The sequence below is a fragment of the Singulisphaera sp. GP187 genome, assembly GCF_900129635.1.
Lineage (GTDB): Bacteria > Planctomycetota > Planctomycetia > Isosphaerales > Isosphaeraceae > Singulisphaera.
In genome coordinates, this window is sequence record NZ_FSRB01000003.1 from 141,758 (window position 1) to 158,182 (window position 16,425).

The window sequence follows — 16,425 nt, forward strand, 5'->3', positions numbered from 1 at the left end:
TCAAGATCAGGAAAGACCAGATCCACCTGTCAAGGAATGATTCGCTCGCCAATAAGACACAACCACCCGCCAGTGAGCGAGGAATCCCCCTCGTTCCCACGGGGGGCCGTGGGAACGAGTCGCGAGCAGCTTCCTCGCCCTGGCTCGGGTCGTTGAAAAGAACGCCCAAGTGTCTATGTATTGACCAACCGCGATTCGCCACGAACCATCTGCTGGGTCATGGTCGCGAAGTGGGTGTGGAGGATACATTTCCAGGCGAACTGGAACAGGTAGCGGGGGGGACGACCGGAGAGAATCATCTTGCGAAAATACTTGGCATAAACCGGACGGTACGGTTTGGTCCGTGGATCGGTCCAGAGCCGAACGAGCATGCCCAGAGCGCCCAGGATGGTGAGCGTCTGGTTCTTCAGATAGGCGAGAGGCTTGTGCTTGCGGAGCCAGCGCATCTTGGCGCTTGCCAACGGGAGCTTCCCCTTGATGAAGAGCTCATCGAACCGCTCGAAGTAGTTTTCCGCGTCGTAGAGCCGATCCATCAAGTCGAGCCAACCATCGCGCATCTCTTCACGAGACATGAGCAACGGGATGACATTGGTGGCGATCCTTGGGTCGTCGGCCGCGGCATTATCGAGCCGGCCCGCGGCTTCGAGGCGATCGTAGAGCGGGGTCTTGGGAATCGCCGAGAGCATGCCGGCCATGGCGCCGATGACCCGGGCACGCTGGAGGAACTCGAACTGACGGTCGAAGATCCCGGTGTCATCACTATCGAAGCCGACGATCATCCCCGCGTAGACCTCGAGCCCGGCCGCCTGCACCTTGTGGACTCGTTCGATCAGTCCACCACGGACATTTTGATATTTCTTGGTTTCGCGAAGTGCGTCCTCGTCGGGGCTCTCAACGCCGATGAAGACGGCGACCATGCCGGCGTCGGCCATGAGCTGCATCAGCTCGTCGTCCTCGGCGAGGTCGAGCGAGGCCTCGGTGAAGAAGGCGAGCGGATAGCCATGCTGCTTTTGCCACTCGACGATCGCGCGGAGGATGACCTTGGCCGCTTTCTTGTTGCCGATGAAGTTGTCATCCACCAGGAAGATGACATGGACGCCGAGCTTGTGCTGGGCATCGATTTCGGCCACGACCAGCTCGGCCGTCTTGACCCTCGGCTTGCGGCCAAAGATCACGATGATGTCGCAAAACTCGCACTGGAACGGGCAGCCGCGTGAGGTCTGGATGCAGCCCATCGCATATTCGCGGAACGGGACGAGGTCGTAGCGGGGGAGGGGGACCTTGGTCATGTCGGTCTTATCGGCTTGCTCGTACCGAGGTTTCCACTCGTTCCGGCTCCAGTCCTCGAGAAACCGGGGCCAGGTCTCCTCCGCCTCGCCGACGAACATGACGTCGACCAGGCCGCGGAACCAATCTTCGGCCACGGTGATCCACGGCCCCCCGATCACGACGAAGATGTCTCGCGCTTGCAACTCGAGCAAGATGTCGCGCATCCGATCGCGCTGAACCGTCATTCCGGTCAGGCCGACGATATCAAAGCCCTTGAGCGCATCGAAGTCGATCTCCTGTACATTTTCATCAATGAGGACGACCTCGTGCTCCGCGGGCGTGAGCCCCGCGAGGACGGGAAGTGCCAGGACCGGCATGTTGGCCTTCTTGCCGAGCAAGGGAAGGCCGTGATTCAGGCCCCAGAACGAGGTGGGGAAGCGAGGGTTGATCAGGCAGATGCGTGCCATCGAGCGTGTCCCGGCCACGGGTGCGCATGGGATCCCCTGCCGAACCTCGGCGTGGTCTCCTTGAGCCCGGAGCAAGCGCGAGGTTAGCAACAGCCAGTCCGAGCCACAAGGGCCTCGGTTCAATTCGCTTGCGGAAACGGGTCGGAACCACGCTCGGACAATTCGGTTCCACGGCGTGAAGACGCAAGCCAGGCCTCAATTAATCACACAAACTCTTCTCAATCTCATCGACCTAGCGACACGACCCAAACAACCCATTCCTCCCATTTCTCCACAGGTCGCCCGTGGTACGGGGCAAGTCAACCCCCTGGGTCCAAGTCGACCCGATCGAGCCCGGTCGAGGCCCCAAAGTCCTAATGATTTCAGCCATCATTAAGTCCTTGGGGTGCAAAGGGAATATCATGCCGACCCACAGACTTAGGAATTCCGAAAGATTGGGGTACAATCCGAGCCTGATTCTTCCGATACTACCGATAATTACGTGGAGACTTTCGGACGGATCCGACGTTTCTTCTGGTGGACGCCGCGCTCATGGATCGAGCCTGGATTGTACGGTTGACCTTCCGACGCTTGATCCTTGTCGCAATTGCGTTCCAGGCGATGACGCCGGACCTCCTCGATGAAACCTGGATTTCCCAGTCGCTTCCACCCGATGCCCTGGTTGCGGCCACGAGCCCGACGCCCAGCCGCAAGGCATTTCGATTCCCGAGTTTTCCCCTTGAATCCGAGGCCGTTCCCGCGGAATCCGCGGCTGGCAACGATTCGCCCGAGAATCTCTGCGAGCCGATCTGGCCGGAGCTAGGTCTCAGGCTTGATCGCAATGGGAGCACTCCCGCGCAACTTAAGCCTGAAGTTTACCTCCCACGCGTTCCATTGACATTGGGGCAGGCCCCGGCCGGGTTGAGACTCGCTCTCGATTCCGCAAAGACCGTTTTGCGGTCGAAGCTCCCGCTTCGACTGATCTGCTGAGTTCCTCTCCGAGATCGCGTCGCTGTCCCCTCTGCGGAGTTGCGTTTTTAAAGTCAGGCGCCGCGAAACCGCTCGGCGTGTCGGGTGCCCCCGCGCGAAGAGAAGGGGGCAGGATCGACTGCCGATCGCATCGACCACAAAAACACCCCAGATTTTCGATCATTTGAACGCAGAGCGGACCGCCGCCGCCGCTGGTCCAACTTCAGCCCCCACTCGCCCAAAACGAACTCGATCAATAAGTATACGAGTTCTCGTCGATTCAAAAACCTTCGGACGTTTTTTTGAGACGTACCGCGGGTAAGAACCGACTCATGGCATTTGGCGGATTCTATCTAGCCTGATGGATTCGGGTGCTCACCGGGACGACACCTCCTGACTCGTGAACTTCGGCCACGCAAGCGGGCCCTTGGTTCTTGTGTGGGGATCGTCCCGCACGACCACGCAAACTTTAAACACTTGATATGAAGAGGCGATAACCATGGTGTCGACCGTCGTTCTGCTTGCCTATTTCGGACCGGAAACCGTTCTGCCGATGACGTCGGTGATCGCAACGGCAGTTGGACTCTTTATGATGTTTGGCCGCAATACTTTACGCTTCCTCTTCCGTTGGCGGCGGGTGGACTTGACCGCGCCGAAAACGGCCGAAGCCGTGCGAGGTCCACACTTCTCGCCAAATCGCAAGGAACAGCCCGTTCAACCGCGACGCTGAAATCAATATCGGAGGGTACGAAGCCTTCGCGACAGGAAGGTCGAGCAACCAGTGACACGATCGATTGCCGACGACGGCTGAAGCCGTTGGGAACCGAGGAGGTTGAAGCGTTGATAAAGAAGACGATCGTGATCGGTCTGGACGGTCTCGAACCCCGGATCGTCGAAACGATGCTCGAGGCGGGGCAACTGCCCAACCTGGCGGAGCTCAAGAGACGCGGCGGCTATTCGAGGGTCGCGACCACATCCCCAGCCCAGACCCCGGTGGCCTGGTCGACCTTTGCAACGGGGGTGAACCCTGGCGGTCACGGGATCTTCGACTTTATCAGACGCGACCCTCGGACCTATCTTCCCGATTTCGCCCTGAACCGTTACGAGGCCAGGGGCGCTTTCCTCCCTCCCAAGGCCGTCAATCTGAGGCGTGGAAAGCCGGTCTGGGACCTTCTCACCGAGGCCGGACTCAGCTCCACGATCGTGCGCTGCCCGTGTACCTACCCACCGGACCCGCTCCGAGGCAGAATGCTCTCGGGCATGGGGGTTCCGGACCTCCGCGGAGGACTGGGGACGGCCACTTATTATACGTCGAATGACGAGGTGAAGCCGGGCGAGAGCGAGAACATCGTCCGACTTCCGGCCGGAATCGATCGTCCGATCGAAACCTATTTGATCGGGCCGAGGAACCCGAAGGGCGGGGGGGATCTCCGGTTCGATGTGACCCTCCACCCTGATCTCGACGGTCGCCGGGTCCTCCTGCGTTCGGCGGGCGCCCCCAAGGAACTCGAAATTCGCGAGGGGCAATGGAGCGACTGGATCCGGGTCAAATTCAAGCTCGGCATGCTCCAATCCGTGCGCGGGCTCGTCAGGTTCCACCTCGTCCAGCTCGAGCCGACGCTCGCCCTTTATGCGTCGCCGATCAATTTCGACGTCGAGACGCCCTTGTTTCCGATCAGCCAGCCGGCGGATTACGCGGCGAGCTTAGCGGAAGACATCGGGAGCCTCTATCACACGACGGGCATGGTCGAGGATCATGCCGGCTTGAATAACGAGCGGTTTGGCGAAGACGCCTTCCTCGACCAGTGCGACACCGCCTGGCGCGAGCGCGAAGCGATGTTGCTCCGCGAGCTCGATCGCTTCGACGAAGGACTACTCTACTGCCTGTTCGACACTCCCGATCGGGTCCAGCACCTGTTCTGGCGCTACCTCGAACCCGATCATCCGGCGAATCAGGGCCGAGCACCATCCCCCGCCTATGCCGGGGTCATCGAAGATCAATATCGCCGCGGCGATGAAATCGTCGGCAAAGCCCTTCAGCATGCGGATGATGACACCTTTGTCATCGTCCTCAGTGACCACGGATTCGGCAGCTTCCAACGTGGCGTCAACCTGAACACGTTGCTCCACGATCAAGGCCTCCTGACCCTCCGAGACGGCCTGAAACCGGGCGAAGAGGCAGGCGACTTTCTCAAAAGTGTGGATTGGAGCAAAACGAAGGCCTACGCGCTCGGCCTCAGTGGGATCTACCTCAATCTCGAGGGCCGAGAGAGCCAGGGGATCGTCAAACCCAACGACGTCGCCAGCCTCAAGACGTCGATCGCGGCGGGATTGGCGGGCCTGGTCGATTCCGCCACGAACGAGGTCGCCATCCGCACGGTCCGACCGCGCGAGTCGGTCTACAGCGGCCCCTTCGTTGAGGAAGCCCCTGACCTGCTGGTGAATTTCTCGCGGGGCTACCGGATCTCATGGGGCTCGTCGCTGGGCGGGGTCGGTGAGGGCCACTTCGAGGACAACCGCAAGAAGTGGAGCGGCGATCATATCGTCGATCCCACGCTCGTACCGGGGGTCCTTTTCATGAACAAGCCCTTCGATGGCAAGGACGCCGCGCTGCTCGACCTGGCGCCGACCATCCTCAATGCCTTGGGGGTGCCCAAGGGCGCCGCCATGGAAGGCAAGTCACTGCTTGCGGATTGAGAGTCGGTACCGTCGCGCATCCCGATCACGGCCGCGTTCACCGTCGGATGGTACGTTTCAGGAGCCCGCCGCTGCCGGGCGATCAGGAGGATTGGCTTGTGGTGAACGTCGCTCGAGAGTTTGGCAACAGGATCCGTGGACTCGGTTCATTGCAACGCATCGACGCTCGACGAACCGAGGGCACGGGCGAAGCCGCTTCCCGATCGAGCTCACGACTCCTGATCGCAAACGCTCTGATCTTCGGGCTCGTCACCGGCTTCCTCGAACTGGCCCTTGTGCTCGCCCAGGATGCGCTGATCCGCACGATCACGATGGACTCGCTCCGCACAAACCTCCACTTCATGTGGATGATTCCGCTGGCGGACGTTGCGATCTTTGGAACTTGTGGCTTGCTGTTTGGCTGGCTGGCCAGGCGTCGCCCAGAGTTCGCCACCAAGTGGGCCTTCTTGACGATGTCGGCCATGCTCGCCCTCGCCTTGCTGATGCGGTTCGACGGCCTCTACATGATCGCTCGGATCGTGTTGTCGATGGGGATCGCCGGCTCGATTGGCCCTTGGCTCGAGGCCCGCGCCTTGGCCTTCCCTCGCCTGACGCGCTGGGGCCTACCGCTGCTGGGCGGTGGCTTGATCGTGCTGATCGCGGTCGATTTCACGCGAGTGGCGACCGCCGAAAGCCGAACGCTCGGCCGTCTACCCGCCGCGTCTCCCCAGGCGCCCAACGTACTCTTCCTCGTCATGGATAACGTCCGTGCCGCCAGCGCCAGCCTCAATGGCCACGACCGCCCCACCACGCCCAACCTCGATCGACTCGCGGCTCGCGGCATTCGCTTTGAGGAAGCCCGTTCCATCGCGTCGTGGACGCTCCCGTCCCATGCGGGCATGTTTACGGGCCAATGGCACCACCGCCTCACCGTGGGGTGGGATCAGGCGCTCGACAAAACGTATCCGACCCTGGCCGAATATCTCTCGAACCAGGGGTACGCCACCGCCGGGTTCGTCGGGAACATCTATTACTGCAACCGCCGGTACGGGCTCGACCGTGGTTTTGCCCGCTATGAAGATTACTACGAAAATCAGACCGTCTCTCCCTACGAGATCATCCGGAGCTCGAGCCTGGGCCGCTGCCTGCTGCCGCTGGTCGGTTACCCGGTCCGGGTCGGCTTTGCCGAGGTTTATCGTCGAAAGAGCGCCGACCTGCTGAATCAGGACCTGCTGGGATGGCTCTCGAAGCGCCGGGACAGTCGACCGTTCTTCGCGTTCGTCAACTATTACGACGCCCACGCCCCTTGCGTGCTCCCCGAGGGGTCGCATCGCCGGTTCGGCCATGCCGAACGACCGCACAAAGAGCAGATCGCAGCGCTCAAGCGCTACCAGCGACTCATGGCCAACACCTTGAAACCCGAGGACGGCGACAAGAACGAGGTCGACCGGGAAGGGATCGAGGTTCTCAGAGATTCGTATGAGAGTTGTATTGCCTACATCGACGCCCAGATCGGCCGACTGTTCGCCGACCTCGAGCGCCAGGGGATCCTCGAGAATACCATGGTGGTGGTGACGTCCGACCATGGCGAGCACTTCAACGAGCACGGATTCGTCGGCCACGGCCAGAGCGTCTACCGCCGCGAGGTCCACGTTCCGTTGCTGATCATCCCCCCGTCGAGCCGTTCGGTCGTGGCCAAGGGCATCATTCCCGAGCCAGTATCGCTCCGTGACTTACCCGCGACGATCGTCGACATCCTTGCGATCAAGGACAAGTCGCCATTCCCCGGCGGCTCGCTCGCCCCGCTCTGGAATTCGAACGGGTCGTCGGATTCGCTCCAGCCCCCCTCGCCGGTGCTCTCAGAAGTCGGCCACAAGCTCCACGTCCCCCGGATGGAGCAGATCCCGTCAACCGTGGGCGAGGTCAAGGCGCTCATTTCCGAGGGAAAAGTCTACATTCGCAACTCAGGAGCCAAAGAAGAGGTTTTCGACCTCCATGTGGATCCGTTGGAGAAAACGGACATCGTCGCCGCCAAGGATCTCCATCCTTCGTTGGAGCATTTTCGATCCACGCTGAAACAAATCCTCGCCGGCAAGGATGTCAACGCGGAAGAACTTGCCCGGGATTGAGCTCAGGCCGCGGAGCCAAAATATTCACGAATTCAACCACGAATAACCTGAATGACACGAATCATTTAAAAAATACATGATTGATTCAGAAAAACGAATTCCATTTGCATTCATTCGTGTTATTCGTGGTTAAATTTTTCGTTTTGGATTGGCGTAGAACCTCAAGCCGAGGCCCGGGGAATTTCCTCGAGCGCGGCAGGGTTCTCCAGACTCGAGAGGTCACCGAGGTCGAGATTGAGCAGGCGGGCGCGGATCGCCCGCCTCAGGATCTTGGCGCTTCGGGTCTTGGGCAGGTCACTCACGAACCGAACCTGATCGGGGGCGAACGGCTTGCCGAGCACGTGGGCCACCTGGTCGCGGATCTCTTGCCGAAGCGTCGGGCTCGGCTCAATCTTCGGGCCGAGCACGACGAAGCACCAGATCGATTCCCCTTTGAGTTCATGGGGCACGCCGACCGCCGCCGCCTCCATCACGCTGGGATGACCGACGGCGGCCGATTCGATCTCGGCCGGACCAATCCGTTTGCCCGCGACCTTGATGGTGTCATCGCTCCGGCCGTGGAGATACCAGATCCCTTCCTCGTCGATCGAGGCCCAGTCGCCGTGGGTCCAGACTTCGGGCCAACGCGACCAGTACGAGCGGAGATAGCGTTCCTCATCATTCCAGAGGCCGCGGGTCATCCCGGGCCACGGCTTGGTGCAGACGAGCTCACCCACTTCACCGCGGAGCGGTTGGCCCGACGCATCAAAAACGTCGATCGCCATCCCGAGCGAAGGTCCGCCAAGCGCACAAGGCTTGAGCGGTTCGATGGTCAGACACGAGAGGAAGCAGGCGCCGACCTCGGTCCCGCCCGAGAAATTAATCAAGGGGCGCGTTCCACCACCGACCTGTTGGAAACACCAGTTCCAGGGGGCGGGGTTCCAGGGCTCACCGGTCGAGGCCAGGACGCGGAGCCGATGCAAGTCATGAGCCTTGACCGGCTCCTCACCGTACTTCATCAACGCGCGAATCAAGGTCGGCGACAGCCCCAGAATGGTGACCCCGTGCGTTTCGACGACGCGCCAGAGCCGGTCGGGGGTGGGAAAATCGGGTGCCCCCTCGAAGAGAACGAGGGTCCCACCCAGTGCCAGGCCCCCGATCACCTTCCAAGGGCCCATGATCCAGCCCATGTCCGTCACCCAGCAAAGCCGGTCGTCATCGTGGAGGTCGACCTGATGGAGCACCTCCTGGGCGATCTTGACGAGAAAGCCGGCATGGACGTGCACGGAGCCCTTGGGCTGCCCCGTGGTCCCGGACGTGTAGGCAATCATCCAGGGGGCTTCGGAATCCATCGACTCGCACGGACAGGATGACGGTTCCGCCTGGCTGATCTCGTGCCACCAGAGGTCGCGACCTGAGGTCCAGGGAATGTCACGTCCCAGGCGCTGGACGACGATCAGGTGTTGCACCGTGGGGGAGAGCGCCACGGCCTCGTCGGCGATCGGCTTGAGCGGGACGGCCACCCCACGTCGCAGGGTTCCGTCGGCGGTGATCAGGATCTTGGCCGCGCCATCCTGAAGCCGGGTCGCCACCGCCTCGGCCCCGTAGCCGGAGAAGATCGGAATCGCGATCGCACCAATCTTGGCGCAGGCAAGCATCGATGCCACAGCCTCGGGTACCATCGGCAAAAACACGGCGACTCGATCGCCGCGACCGATCTCGAGCCGTTTCAGAGCATTGGCGAGCCGGTCCGTCTCCTCGAGAAGCTGACGATAGGTGAGCTCCCTGACCGCGCCATCTTCCCCTTCCCAGACCAGGGCGATCTTCTCAGCGCGGGCCGAGGCGACGTGTCGGTCCAGGCAGTTATGGGCGAGGTTGAGCTTCCCTCCCACAAACCAACGCGACCAGGCCATTCCATCGCTCGAATCCAGGACCGTATCGTATGGCTCGAAAAACTCGATGCCGAGCTCGTCGACCATCGCACCCCAGAACCAGGCAACGTCGTCGGTGGACCGGCGACGCAGTTCGTCGACATCGGTGATTCCGTGTCGGTCCATAAACTGCCGGACGTGACTGCGCTCGATATAATCGTGAGTGGGGGTCCAGGCAAACGCGTCGGCCATGGCGATCAACTCCTGGGGCACAGGTCGGCAACGGCCCATCCCATGTCGAGCGGCCGGCAAACGGACAGGATATCCTCCATGACCCGGGTGTCAATCGGCGGGACGCATCGGCATGAAAACAATCATCGAACCCTTCAAGATCAAAATGGTCGAGCCACTCAAGCTCACCACCGTGGAACAGCGCGAGCAGGCCCTCCGCCAAGCTCAATTCAACCTGTTCCAGATCCCGGCCGAAGACGTCATTATTGACCTGCTGACCGATAGCGGCACCGCCGCGATGAGCGCCGATCAATGGGCCGGCATGATCCGCGGCGACGAGTCGTACGCCGGCGCACGCAGTTGGTTTCATTTTGAGAGAGTGCTGCGCGAGCTCACCGGGATGCCGCACATCCTGCCGACCCACCAGGGGCGGGCCAGCGAGCGGATCCTGTTCGAGCTCATCGGCGGACCCGGCAAGGTCATCCCGAGCAACAACCACTTCGATACCACCCGCGCCAATATCGAGCACTCCGGCGCCCGCGCGGTCGACCTTGTCATCGCGGAAGGGACCGACCCGCGCAATCGTCACCCGTTCAAGGGAAACCTTGACCTCACGAAGCTCGAAGCCCTGATTGATGAAGTGGGTCCGGAGCACATTCCCCTCTGCATGGCAACTGTCACCAACAACAGCGGTGGCGGCCAACCCGTGAGCCTGGCGAACCTGAGGGCAGTCCGCGAGGTTTGCCATCGCCACGGGATTCCGCTCTTCCTCGACGCCTGCCGATTCGCCGAGAACGCCGCCTTGATCCAGCAACGCGAGCCCGGGCAGTCGGGTCGATCGGCCCGGTCGATCGCGCGTGAGATGTTTGACCTCGCCGACGGTGCGACCATCAGCGCCAAGAAAGACGGCCTGGTCAACATCGGCGGCGTCCTCCTGATGCGCGACGACGCGCTCGCCCTCCGCGCCAATGACTTGCTGATCCTCACCGAGGGCTTCGTCACCTATGGCGGCCTTGCCGGCCGCGACCTTGAGGCCATGGCGCAGGGCTTCATCGAAGTCCTCGACGAGGATTATCTCCAATACCGCCTTCGGAGTGTGGCCTACCTGGGCGAACACTTACTCGCCGCCGGGATCCCGATCGTCGAACCGCCGGGCGGACACGCGATCTACATTGATGCCGCCGCTTTCTGCGCCCACATCCCCCCCAGCACTTTCCCGGTCAGGCCCTCGTGTGCGCCCTCTACCGCCACGCGGGAATCCGGAGCGTCGAGATCGGCAGTGTTATGTTCCACTCGGTGGATCCTGATACCGGTGAGACGATTCATCCCCCGATGGAACTGGTGCGACTCGCCATCCCGCGTCGGGTGTACACCCAGAGCCACATCGACTACACCGTTGAGGCGACGATCGAACTCTTCCAACAACGCGACTCGATCCGAGGCTTGCGGATCGTCGAGGCCCCACCGACACTGCGACACTTTACCGCAAAATTTGCGGAACTCCTCTGAGCCAATGGTTCCCCGAAGCGTGGATCGTAAGTCAGAAATGTAAACCACGCATTTGGCAGTCCCGAAGGGACAACCGTTCATCGCCAGCAACGCAAGCCCCTGAGGAATCTTCGACCTATTTATGTTTTGCGGGCTCGAAGGGGCGACCGTCAGCGGCGCCCGACTCGAATAAACCCGCTCACGACGAAACGCCCGGCGCCTCCTGGGAGGCGATCGGGCGCCGGCGCATTCTCAGCGTACGTTCACGTCTCCTCAGGGAGGGTCAGGGCTTCACGGCATTGTCGATGGCCCGTCCGGCCTTTTCCGCGGTCCCTGGGGGATGGATCGCGTCCTTGGCTTCCTGGACGCCCTCCTTGAGCTTCTCCTCCGCTTTCTCGATCGCGTGGCCAGCCTTCTCCCCCGCTTTGTCGATCGCGTGGGCGGCCTTCTCCCCCGCGTTTTCGATCGCGTGGCCAGCCTTCTCCGCCACACTCGGGGGATGGACCGCGTCCTTGGCTTCCTGGACGCTCTTATCGAGATTTTCCCCGGCTTTTTCGGCGGGGCCCTTTGACTCACAACCTGCGAGAAGCACCACCGCGCCAAGGAACAGCGACAAGGCACGCGCGGTCTGAATCAGCCAAGTCTTCATCTGAGATTTCCTCAACGTGAAAGGATCGGAGACGAAACGCACCAAGCGTTCGAGACCCCACGAGAGAAGCAAAGCGCATGCCGAGTTGGCCGAACCGACGTCCTTGGTTCGGGGATGGAATCGACGTCTTTCCCTGCTCGTCTCGAACCAACCGCGATTCCTCAGGTTCGCGAACGAGCCGAAATGACGGTGGGCCGAAACGGGGTCACGAGCGTCGGCAGGGGACGATCACAGCCGAGCTGATTCCGTCGCTCGCGATGACCAGGATCGGGCGGGACGAATTGTCTGGTCTGCTCAACCTGCTTCCGGCGCATTCTGACTGACGCCGAGGAGACTCCGGATGACCTCGCTCCTGACGAGCGGGAGCGATTGCTCGTTGAGTATGGGGCCTGCTCCCAGTCACCTGAGTGGAGCCGGCAAAGATCGCGAAAGCCTGCAAGACGATCGATCGCCGGACGAAGCTCGTCGAGGGTTACACCGACCCGGAAGCGGTGGCACTGATGGAGTTGGAGCGGAAAGTCTAGGGGATCGTTGATGAGCTGTCACCCACGGATGACAACCCATCAGGAAACGGTGACATCAACGAAATGGTCACACGGTGAATTTCGCCTTCGCCTTTCGTTTCACGGCCGGCTTCGCCTCCGGCAACTCGACCGGCCACTGGCCGCCGACCGTGAACAGGGCCTTCAACATCAAATCCAGTGTCACGTCACTGGACCCGGCTTCGATCTTTGCAACGCGCGGTTGGCTCGACCGAATCGCCCTGGCGAGTTGTTTCTGGGTCCAGCCTTTCACCTCGCGTGCTGTGCGGACGGCCCGGCTCAAGTTGAGCCGGAGTTCCGCGAGTTTCGCTTCGACGTCCGTCGTAGACCTCCCTATTTTCGCGTTCAACGCCCGACCGCCTCGACGTCACCGAGTGCTCGCAGGAGATTGCCGGCCGTTCTGGACCCACAATTTCCTGCAACCGGGCCGCAGGAACCCGGAAGACCCGCCAGACGGACATCTCTAAGATCCCACCGTCCTGGTTTCGGTGGGCGAAAAGCCCCGCCGTCGGCCAAGACCGCGGGAGTGCCGGGGCGTGCGCCCCGCTCCCTCAGCAACATCGTCCCGATCCGGCGGCATGGACTGGCGTGAGACGCCCGGCCCATCCGACGGCGTGGCGGCGATGGTGATCCATCAGGGAGTGTGACCATGACCAACGAGAAGATAGGTACGGACGACGGTGCGATGACCCGCCGGCACGCCCTCGCAACGGTGGCCTCGGCCGGCGTGCTGCTCGGGGCCGTGCCGGCAGTAGCAAGAGAGGAGGGACCGATGGCGGGTTCGAGTCGGCGATTCGATCGATACGACGTGGTGGTGGTCGGCGGCGGGCCCGCCGGTCTGAGTGCCGCCCTGGTGCTCGGCCGGGCCTGTCTTGAGGTGCTGGTCTGCGACTCGGGCAAGGGCCGCAATGCTCCAGCGGCCGGCGTTCACGGCTTCCTCACGCAGGACGGCACCCCGCCGGCCGAGCTGCGTCGGATCGGTCGGGAACAGCTCCGGCCGTACGAGGTCGATTTCCATGAGGGGGCGGTCGTCGATGCTCGGAAGACCGAGGGCGGCTTCGAGATCACGCTGGAAAACGCCCAGGTCGTCGCCTGCCGCAAGCTGATCCTGGCCACCGGGATGGTGGACGTATTACCGGAGATCCCCGGCTTACGTGAGCTGTGGGGCACCGGCGTGATCCACTGCCCCTACTGCCACGGCTGGGAGCACCGGGGACAACCCTGGGCCGTCCTCGTCCCCCCCGAGGAGGCGGTCGAGGCGTCGACGCTGCTGCTCGGCTGGAGTCCCCATCTAACCCTACTGACAAACGGCCCGTCCCGGCTCACCCCCAAGGACCAGGCCTGGCTGAAAGAGCATGCCGTCGAAGTGGTCGAGGGCCGGGTCGAGCGGCTCGAGGGGGACGGTGGGCGGCTCCGGGCGATTCGGCTCGAGGACGGCCGGCGGCTGGAGCGGGAAGTCCTCTTCGTGCGGACCCAGCTCCGCCAGTCGACCGACCTGCCCAAGCGATTGAACTGCGCGTTGGTCGCCGACGGTCCGAAAGCCGGGATGGTGCGGACCGACCCGTTCGGAGCGACCAGCGTGGAGGGTCTTTACGTCGTCGGGGACGCCTCCGACGCCGGCGTGCCGAGTGTGGCCTCGGCGGTGGCCGAGGGCTCGATCGCGGCCGCCGGCGCCAGCAGGACATTCTTCACCGAGGACGCCCGTCGGCCTGCGGGCGACGGCCCAGTTCGCCGGAAGTGACTCCGAGGAGCCGCCGGACGGGTGGTGCAGGTGAGACTGGCCAGAGAAGCCGACCCGAGCCGCCGCCTGCCAGTGTGAGGCCGCAGCCACCTCGCAGGCGTTGCCTCGCCCTCCCTCACACTCGACCTGAGAAGCAAGGGAACCTAATTCCATGAGACATACAACACTTCTTTTTATGAGTCTGGTTACGGGGGGCATGATGGGGTGCAAGAAGCCGAGAGAGAGCGCCGCGCCGGTTGTCGAGAACTCCAAGGTCGCCGAGCAGGTGCCTGAGCAAGAACAAGTACACATACATGGAGGTCATGAACATCACCACCACGGCTTCGACGATCCCACGAAATTCGAAAACCAGTGGAACGCCCCCGAGCGCGACCGCTGGCAGCACCCGGAGGAGATCATCGCGGCGCTTGCCCTGTCGCCAGGGGCGACGGTGGCAGACATCGGCGCAGGGACGGGCTACATGGTGGCGCACCTGAGCAAGGCGGTGGGAGACCGTGGCACGGTGATCGCGATCGACGCCGCGCCGGCGATGATCACGTATCTGACGAACCGCAGCGCGGATCTGGGACCAGCCAAGATCGTGCCGCAGCAGGTGAGCGGGGAGAGCCCTGAGCTCCCTGACGATCGTGTGGACGGCGCGATCACAGTGAACACGTGGCATCACATCAACGAGCGAGAGACGTACGCGAAGAAGGTGTACTCAGGGTTAAAACGTGGGGGGAAATTCGTGGTGGTGGACTCCGAAGTCGACGCCGAGTCCGGGCCGCCGAAAGCGATGCGGCTCGAGGCAGGGCGGGTGATGCAGGACCTCGAAGCAGGAGGCTTTCGCGTCGTGATCGCGCACGAATCGATGCCACAGCACTACATGATTGTCGGCCATAAAGATTAGAGGTTTTCCCTGGGGGGATGTCCCGTCTCTCGTTGTAGCGAGTGACGGCTCCCCCCACGACATTTCCACGCCATGTCAGGCTCGCTTCGCCAGCATGACATGCTTCACCGAGGACGCCCGTCAGCCTGCGGGCGGCGGGCCAGCTCGCCGGGGGTGACCCCCAAGAGTCGCCGGACGTGGTGGTGCAGGTGGGACTGGCCGGAGAAGCCGACCCGAGCCGCCGCCAGGGCGATGTCGCACCCGCCTCGCAGCAACTCCCTCGCCCGCTCGACCCGGCGGCGGATGACGTACTGGTGGGGCGTCGTCCCGGTGGCGACCCGGAACAGGCGGGCGAAGTGGTACGGGCTCAGGCCGGCGACGGCGGCGAGTCGGCCGAGCGACAGGTCGCCGTCGAGTTGGCCCTCAATGTGGTCCGTCACCCGCCGCAGGTCGTCGTTCGGCAGGCCGTTCGGCCTCGGGGGCATCTGCGGCCCCTCGTCGGCATAGGCCCGCAGCAGGTGGACGGCCAGGGCGGTGCCGAGCGACTCGGCGAGCAGCGACGGCCCGACTCGCCCCGACTCGGCCTCGTCGGCGAGCTTACGGGTAACCTCCCCGGCGAACGGGTCATGCCGCATCGCCGCCGGGCGGAGACGCGCGGCATCCAGCCCCGCCTGGCTGGCGACCCGATCAACCAGCCCGGTCGAAAACCGCACCGAGACCGCCTCGAATGGCCGGTCCCAACGGACCAGGGTGGGGACGATGGCCGGCGTCAATACCAGGTCGCCGGCGGCCGGTCGGCCCGAGTAGGCCCGACCTTCGCTGAAGTGCCACTCAACGTGTCCGGGGCTGGAGAGAAATAGGGTGACCTGATGAAAGTCGTGGGCGTGCCAGCCGCCCACGAACGGACTCAGGGGCGACGAGCGGCGGACGATCAGCCCGTCGGCGAGTCCCTCGTCGTGCCGACCCATCGGCACAATCTCCAGCCCGGACAGGCACGGGTGACCGGGCGTGGCGGGATAGTGCGCGACTTCCTCGGCCACGTTGCGGATCGGGTCCGGTGTCGCTCCGTTGCAGCCGCCGAAACTGATTAAGTCATGATGCATGAACGTTATCCAAATGATCATGCAAGTCGCCACGAGCGATCAGGCGGTTGTGCAGATCGGCGTTGAGCATGGCCAGCGTCACCTCGCCAAGCCGCGAGAGCAGCAGTCGCTCCGCATCGTGGAATGCCTGGTGGAGGGCGGCATTCACGGCCTGCTCGACGAGGCAGTCGGGCGACTCCGTCCGGTTACCGATGGCGAGAAGCGATGGGCTGCCGAGCGCGGAGTAGATGTCGTGCAGTGACACCTTCGAGAGGTCGCAGGCGAGCGTCCACCCGCCGCCATGCCCCTTTTCCGATCGCACATAACCCTGGTCCCGTAGACCCGCCATGATCCGCCGGATCACCACGGGATTGGTGTCCATCGCCTTCGCCAGCACTTCGGAAGTGACCGGGGTATCCTGCTCTGCCATGTGCAGCAGGACGTGGAGCACACCTGACAATCGACGATCGCGTTTCATGTAACAC

11 protein-coding genes and 1 pseudogene are annotated in these 16,425 nt (G+C 62.8%); 6 read left to right on the plus strand and 6 right to left on the minus strand.

Annotated elements, in window-relative coordinates; all coding sequences use genetic code 11:
- Positions 1-173 precede the first annotated feature (173 nt).
- Positions 174-1,736 (minus strand): B12-binding domain-containing radical SAM protein, encoded by a 1,563-nt coding sequence (locus tag BUS42_RS36575; RefSeq protein WP_074316016.1) that lies wholly within the window; start codon positions 1,734-1,736, stop codon positions 174-176.
- Positions 1,737-3,183: 1,447 nt separating this feature from the next.
- On the opposite strand from BUS42_RS36575, the gene BUS42_RS36585 reads away from it, so the two are divergent.
- The 3 genes from BUS42_RS36585 (at position 3,184) to BUS42_RS36595 (ending at position 7,489) form a co-directional block, all read left to right on the plus strand.
- Positions 3,184-3,414, plus strand: coding sequence for a hypothetical protein (locus BUS42_RS36585; RefSeq protein ID WP_074316018.1), 231 nt, complete (start codon positions 3,184-3,186; stop codon positions 3,412-3,414).
- Between the two features lie 110 nt (positions 3,415-3,524).
- Complete coding sequence (locus BUS42_RS36590; protein WP_254054052.1) at positions 3,525-5,381, plus strand: alkaline phosphatase family protein; 1,857 nt, start codon at positions 3,525-3,527, stop codon at positions 5,379-5,381.
- 149 nt (positions 5,382-5,530) lie between these two features.
- A complete protein-coding gene (locus BUS42_RS36595) occupies positions 5,531-7,489 on the plus strand; it encodes a sulfatase (protein WP_254054053.1) in 1,959 nt (652 codons plus the stop codon).
- Positions 7,490-7,650: 161 nt separating this feature from the next.
- Here the strand turns inward: BUS42_RS36595 and BUS42_RS36600 are convergent, their stop codons facing one another.
- On the minus strand, positions 7,651-9,591 hold the full coding sequence (locus tag BUS42_RS36600; protein ID WP_074316021.1) for an acetate--CoA ligase: 1,941 nt from the start codon (positions 9,589-9,591) through the stop codon (positions 7,651-7,653).
- A 112-nt stretch (positions 9,592-9,703) separates the two neighbouring features.
- On the opposite strand from BUS42_RS36600, the pseudogene BUS42_RS36605 reads away from it, so the two are divergent.
- A pseudogene (locus BUS42_RS36605) lies at positions 9,704-11,079 on the plus strand (tryptophanase).
- Positions 11,080-11,341: 262 nt separating this feature from the next.
- Here BUS42_RS36605 and BUS42_RS36610 read toward each other — a convergent pair.
- Together BUS42_RS36610 and BUS42_RS36620 are read right to left on the minus strand one after the other, a co-directional pair.
- Entirely contained in the window at positions 11,342-11,707 is a 366-nt protein-coding gene (locus BUS42_RS36610; RefSeq protein WP_074316023.1) for a hypothetical protein, read from the minus strand.
- Between the two features lie 591 nt (positions 11,708-12,298).
- Positions 12,299-12,598: a helix-turn-helix domain-containing protein gene (locus BUS42_RS36620; protein WP_074316027.1), complete on the minus strand. Its 300-nt coding sequence runs from the start codon at positions 12,596-12,598 to the stop codon at positions 12,299-12,301.
- Between the two features lie 300 nt (positions 12,599-12,898).
- On the opposite strand from BUS42_RS36620, the gene BUS42_RS36625 reads away from it, so the two are divergent.
- Positions 12,899-13,990 (plus strand): NAD(P)/FAD-dependent oxidoreductase, encoded by a 1,092-nt coding sequence (locus BUS42_RS36625; protein ID WP_074316029.1) that lies wholly within the window; start codon positions 12,899-12,901, stop codon positions 13,988-13,990.
- A gap of 151 nt (positions 13,991-14,141) precedes the next feature.
- Complete coding sequence (locus BUS42_RS36630; protein WP_074316031.1) at positions 14,142-14,879, plus strand: class I SAM-dependent methyltransferase; 738 nt, start codon at positions 14,142-14,144, stop codon at positions 14,877-14,879.
- Positions 14,880-14,983: 104 nt separating this feature from the next.
- Here BUS42_RS36630 and BUS42_RS36635 read toward each other — a convergent pair whose 3' ends face one another.
- Together BUS42_RS36635 and BUS42_RS36640 are read right to left on the minus strand one after the other, a co-directional pair.
- A complete protein-coding gene (locus BUS42_RS36635; RefSeq protein WP_254054054.1) occupies positions 14,984-15,961 on the minus strand; it encodes a helix-turn-helix domain-containing protein in 978 nt (325 codons plus the stop codon).
- A complete protein-coding gene (locus BUS42_RS36640; RefSeq protein ID WP_074317474.1) occupies positions 15,951-16,418 on the minus strand; it encodes an Rrf2 family transcriptional regulator in 468 nt (155 codons plus the stop codon). The genes BUS42_RS36635 and BUS42_RS36640 overlap by 11 nt, the downstream gene beginning before the upstream one ends.
- Positions 16,419-16,425: the final 7 nt, after the last annotated feature.